Source organism: Geofilum rubicundum JCM 15548, from assembly GCF_000974365.1.
GTDB lineage: Bacteria > Bacteroidota > Bacteroidia > Bacteroidales > Marinilabiliaceae > Geofilum > Geofilum rubicundum.
The window spans coordinates 22,211-28,519 of sequence record NZ_BAZW01000055.1; the positions used below are offsets into that span (position 1 = coordinate 22,211).

At 38.0% G+C, this 6,309-nt stretch carries 3 protein-coding genes; all 3 read right to left on the minus strand.

All coding sequences use genetic code 11. The annotated features are described in order from the left end of the window. Positions 1-59: 59 nt before the first annotated feature. Positions 60-4,688, minus strand: a complete 4,629-nt coding sequence (locus JCM15548_RS16955) for an InlB B-repeat-containing protein (protein ID WP_062127882.1) — start codon at positions 4,686-4,688, stop codon at positions 60-62. Between the two features lie 345 nt (positions 4,689-5,033). Next, entirely contained in the window at positions 5,034-5,747 is a 714-nt protein-coding gene (locus JCM15548_RS16960; RefSeq protein ID WP_083985210.1) for an FISUMP domain-containing protein, read from the minus strand. A 293-nt stretch (positions 5,748-6,040) separates the two neighbouring features. After that, on the minus strand, positions 6,041-6,309 hold a 269-nt coding region (locus tag JCM15548_RS24600; RefSeq protein WP_227625978.1), incomplete at its 5' end, for a hypothetical protein.

Consider the following 6,309-nt stretch of genomic DNA (forward strand, 5'->3'; position numbering starts at 1 on the left):
AGATTTTAAACGATAACTAGTGTTCTTACAATTCCCATACCTTTAAAGTGCCAATGGCGCTAGTTCTTTATCAGTTTCCTGACAGTTTGAAAACCATCCCTGTCTTCAATTTTTAAGAGATATAATCCCACCGGTAAATTTAATGTTGGTACAGTTTCCAGGTAAGAACCTGTCAGTTTCCTTATTAAAACAACTTGTCCGAGCGGTGTAACAAGAGTTACTTGCTTTATTTGACCGGCATTTTTAATAGTGATAATCTCATTGAAGGGGTTCGGGAATACTTCAATGATATTAAGACTTTTGCCCGGTAAGCCTGTTATTGGTGTAAACCAAGCCGTTAGTGTTCTATTCGATTCAGAGGTAAAGCTTATCACAGGGTTGTCACTGACTTGTGTGTCATTTTCAACCCAGTACTGAAACTGATATCCATCTTCGGCTATGGCTTCAAGGGTCACTTCCCGGCCATACTCATAATTGCCTGCTCCAATAATTCTGCCACCTTCCAACTCATTAACACGGGCATTAATGGTATATGTATTAATGCTAAATTCTGCCTCGATGGTATGACTTCCTGATACGAAATCAAAAGTATAAGAAGTAACTGCTCCAATACTCTTACCATTCACCATTACATCGGATACATGATAATGGTTATCGGGAACTATGTTATAAGTTCGAAAACCTAAATGCGATACTTCAATTTCACCATTGGGACTTATACTACCATTGCCGGATGCCTGTGAATAAATGGTATGATTGGTTGTGAAATTGGCAGGCCATGACCATGCTCCTTTGATATCTTCAAAAACTGCCCGTACATAAAACTCATGGGATGAGCCCGTTGAAAAGTTATCAATTAGATGTGGGTAGCTGGATACATTCTCAATAAGAGTTCCTTCTGTTTGCGGGTTAAAACCCGGAGGGCCATATATAATATCCCAGATTGATTCCGTATCACGCGGAACCCAGTTCAGTCTGGCAGAGGAAGCTGTCAAATCCACAACACTTAACAAATCCGGAACACCCGGTGCTGTGTATCTGATTCTGAAATTGGTGGAAGCAACAAGGCTGTCAGTAGTATCAAAACAATTTACCTTCAACCAGGCACTGGCCATTGGCGCATCTTCTTCAACAAATAATGTAATTACATTATTATCTGGGTCATAATGGAAAAGATACTCATCGTCATTGAATGTGATACTGTCGAGCCACACTTCATATGAAACATTCTCAAAACCAGGTGCCGGATAATAATAATACGGCAGGGGAAGTTCAACAAAGCGGTTATAAATATTTAGTTCCTGATTTGGTATTGCAATTTGAGAGGTGGTGTTTGTAACTGTAAAACTGCCATGCAATGCTCTTTCGAAGTGAAAAGAGTCATAAACGCCAGTAAAAATAATCGAGAAGAAATAATTGCCAGTAGTATCAGGATTAAACGAATTTAGATATTGCACAGTATTACCTGTTTTGGCTGCATCGTTAAGAACAATCATTTGAGGAGAGCTGTCGGCATTGTCCGCATGTTGTATTTCTATGTATGCATTTATTTTCGAGATATCTAGCAGGTTTATTTCCGGCACATTTAGCTGGCAGACTAAATCAATTGATTGATTTAAGTCGAATTCCATTAGATTGATATCAGACATTAATTGGATATCTGATTCAATATTGGCTTTTGTGTTAAATTGTATATTTCTTTGTTCAGAAACAGATGTAATATCAATTATTGGTATAACTTTCCATTTTCCCGGTATTGGATTTGTAATTGAGATTGAACTTAGGCCTGTATGCGGATTTTTGTTGTAACTCAAACCATCACTATTCATGCCTAAAGCTATTCCATCTGGGTTAATTAGTGAAATTGCATAGTCTATTCCTTCAAATATTAAAACATCATTAAACAGTAAAAACTCAATATATGATGTTTGGTTGTCAACATTTATCTCTGCAGTTGGATTTAAATTGTTTGGTGTCACCAGCAATGATTTAGTAGGAGTTTGTTGCGAAGGCTTAATCCTTTGACTTTTTAAAAGGCTCCTGTGTACAAACTGATGCTGGAGTGGTTTTGGTTCGATAAAACCAAATAAACTGCTGTAGCCATAAGGGTCATTGTCATCTGTTATCCAGAGTGGATAAGTCTCATCTTTTATGTCAAACCCTACATCGCCGTAATATTTAAAATCCTGCTGACCAATAATAGTAGCTGCGATAAGTGAAAATAAACTAATCTTTTCTTTCGAAACAGTTAATTCTGTTTTGGTGAAATAATAATTCTTAAAATCAGAGTGTTTGTTTTTAATGAACTGTCCTATTTTATTGTATTCATATCTGGAATCAGGTGATTTAAGGTTTCGGGAAGAAAGCACATAAATAAGAAATTCCCTGTTGGGGTTTAGCTTTTCAAAAGCGTAAAGTGTCAAAACATCATTGTAATCTTCATCCAGATTCAATGTAGTAAGGCCTTTTTGGAAATTTACATCGGTTCTATGGCTATATAGGCTATTTAAGTTCACTCCATCTCCAATAATTATTTCGCCTTCGCCATTAATAAATAATTCAATTGCCCCTTCATTAATGCTATAATTAAGAAATGATTTAGAGTCATCAATATAGGCATCAATTATTCCAGACAGCAGACTTTTATTTTGTAGTGTTTTGCTGTACCGCCCATCATCATGATTGCCATAATACCCTATAAGTCCGATGCCTTTGCTAATTAAAGAAGCACTGCTAAAACTGACAATGCCATCACTATGTTCAGATGCTTCTTGATGAAGCAATTCAGGCAATTTATACTTTTTTGAGGTTAACCCAATTACAACAATTGAGTTTTCCACTAACTCTAAGGGCCATTCTCTGTTGTGCAGCGCATGAAGAAAATTACTGCCTATTGATAAATCCCTGTATGCAGGAGCTTTGCCATCCTGCCCGACAAATTGTGCCCACCAACCAAGATTTGTTCTGTAATTTCTATTGCCGCCTAATGAGCCGTGTATTGGAGACATGGATAGAAGTACTTTCCCTATTTTTTCACTATCATAGTTCCCTTCTGTAGTCAGGTACTCCATTGTAACTAAACCGCCCATACTATGCGCCACAAAATTCAATGGCTGATTATATCGCGATGTTAAATATTCTACCGTTTGCCCCAGCATTAATCCACAATGCATAAGGTCATCTTCATTGGGATAGTAAAATTGCCAGGCGTGATAAGGCCCCATTTCATTTAGTTTACGTTCGGTATCGAACCAGTAGGACACCTGGTCCCCTTTTGTACTGGTTTGTGATTGGACTGCTTCATCTTGATGGGAGAATGTCCCTGTCAGACCATGAACAAATAAAACAGGCTTGCCATCATATTGTGCGGGGAACCGGTATCCTCCGGGTTCACATGAATTACAATGGGGTGGAATCAACATCGAAACCGGATATTCACCGGTATTGTAATAGTTGTAGGTTTGCCCTGGCGGATTGCTGGGACTGTTTTTGTGGTAAGGAAAGTACCTGCTTTCGTCATTTTTATCTCCCCCAAAAAATTCTCCATCATTGTGAAGGAAGATGATTGCATGCCGGGTATTCATTCCTTCCCACTTTAACGAATAAGAGTAATCAATATGACCAATTTGTTCATCGTTGTTATTGAACAGTACTATTTGATTGATATCGAAAACGCCCGGGTCAAAATACTCAGGTAAAGTCATAAAGGCTGTTCCTTCTTCATCAACATCAAACATCGCGTATTTATTATCACTCTCAGTAGTTATTAAACCTGCTAAATTATTCCTCCTATACCCAACCTTACTGACAATATTTTTGTCCGGGTCAGTTTCAATTACCTTCAAAAAAATCCCACCCGAATAGATATTTCGGGTATCAAAAGTAAATATATCAGAATAACCAACAATTGTCTCAGGTGGAGTTAAGCTGTTCCCGTTTAAAGTTGATTGCGTAAAATGTGATGTAACTCCATTTATAAAAACCCTCAAAAAATCAGTTTTGCTTCCTGTTGTATTTGGTTGGAATTCGACTCTAATGGTTTTGCTGTTTCCGGGAGTAAGATTGAAACTTCCACCTCCGGAGGTGATTTTAAAGTGTTCGTTAAATCTTAAAGCAATGTTGCCTGTCACAGATGTTGCTCCGTTATTGGATAGCGTAAACTCTGTTTCATTCCCTTCGGTGAATACTTCTGCATTCCCAAAGTTATATGAAAGAGGTGAAAGGTCAAGATTGGGAGGTGAAATCACCTGAAAGGGTCCAAAGCTTCTGACATTATTGCTTTTGTTGGATTCGTCAATTTGATTGAGATGGTCTGCTTCAAAAACAAAGTATCTTGAACCAACATCGTTTGACGTGAATGTATAAAAAGTCTGTTGGGGACTAAAGCTATTCGAATTTAATACTGGCACGCTTCCGGTTGCAAATGGTGTTCCATCAGTATTGTTTTCTGATGATTTGATATAAAACCCAACCCTGCTTGTATTGGCAGGCGTTCCCCCAACATTCCAAACATTACAGTTTATTGATACAGTTTCGCCTACCTGGAAATTTAGATTATTGGGATTCGTCCGTGCATCAACGCGTATATTTGAAACTGAGAGGTCTGGTTTTGGAGGCCTTTTCCAGTTCACAAAAATTTCCACAACGCCATTCATGGTATTAACACCTGCCCAAATTTGAGCATCCAACGAACCTACACAATTTTTAAAATTGTGCTTTTTGCATTAAGGTGCCGTGTCAGTGATGTGTGATTTAAAAAATCTACAACAAAAAACTCGGATATTTCGGCTGGCGATGATGCATTTTCCGTTCTTGTTACGGTAATGTTAATCTCCGTCCCCTGATCGGGCTGATTGTTTTACGCGCCCCCGGACTCAAAGTGTTGCTATACCAAACACCATTATTTTTCCATTGAAGGGTAACACTCTCAACTCTCGTTTGTGAATACGAAACAGAAATTGTAAAAAAAATGCTTGCTAGAAATAAGATTAAATGTTTCATATTAACATTGTTATTAATTGAAAGTTGCTTAATCAATCCTTAACACATCTCACTGACATATATAGAAAACCATCGTCGGCACTATAATTTATAACGACCTTCTTTCCATCAATGGTAGGTTCGTAATCATCGTTTAATTGAATGGTTGCTACTTGATTATTGATTTTTGTGGCAGTCCAGAAAAATGCCCTTCTTTTGCCGGACTTGTAGGTGTTGGCCCACTCAATATCCTCACTGTCAATTCTACCATCATAGTTTACATCAAGATTAAAACCGCCTCCTGCTGCCAGGGCAGAAAAGCCACTCGTGTTGGTTCCTGTTTTGTTCCTATACCAGTGATTTTTTCCACTGCTTTTTAATGCGCTTCCTGCAACATCTTTTCCCCCGAGATAATTAAACAATTCCTCCCATTCATCCAGAGTGGGTAGGTGCCATCCATCAGGACAGCCTGCCATTGCTGATTCCCAGCTGTACAGATAGCCGTATAGCTCTACATAAGAGGGGTTTTCTTTTCGTACAAAAGAAAGGTGGTCTCCGGCTGACCTAAGGTTTTCTGCCATCCAAACCTGGTTGCCGATTTGTATAGTTTGGTATTCATTGCCTCCAACATCGTTGGTTACACCATATGTTAATTTTGGATTAAAAGGTGATTTCTCATCTTTTTCATCCAGATTGTCGGAATCACAGGATATTACCAACAAAAGTGTCATTGCGGCGATAGATGCAGATATTAGATACTTTAACATTTGTGTCAATTATTGTGTGTTTTAACAGTATCCGTTTTTTACAAATATCAACACTCCTGTTATTAACTTCAAGTTCTTTTTCCACCCATTTAACCAACCATGTCATTTCAATAACGAACGCCGCAAGTCTTTTAATAAAGATAATGTGGTAGCTGGTGGTATTGATATAGCTCCCACATTTCAATAGAAAGCTTGCCATGGCGGCGGTGTTGTACAATGTTAGTAGATGAAGCCATCGAACAAGCAAAAAAAATGTCAAGAGCACATTTATAATATTGGCAATAAGGGTTTTATTAGAATAAATGAAAACTTATTCCGCCTCCAATACCTGTCAATGGAGCAACAGTCATATTGAGGTGTAAAGAGCACCAGTTCGTAATATAAAATCGAACCCCAGCTTCTACTAAGGCTTGGATGTCTGATCCGTCTTCCATTTTATAAGATCGACTAAACCAAGAATTATCTTCATCTCTATAGACGACCCGCTTTTTGAATTCCCCAACAACTATTCCTCCTTTTATATAATAACTTGAAAAACGATCTATTCGTTGGTAATAACTTA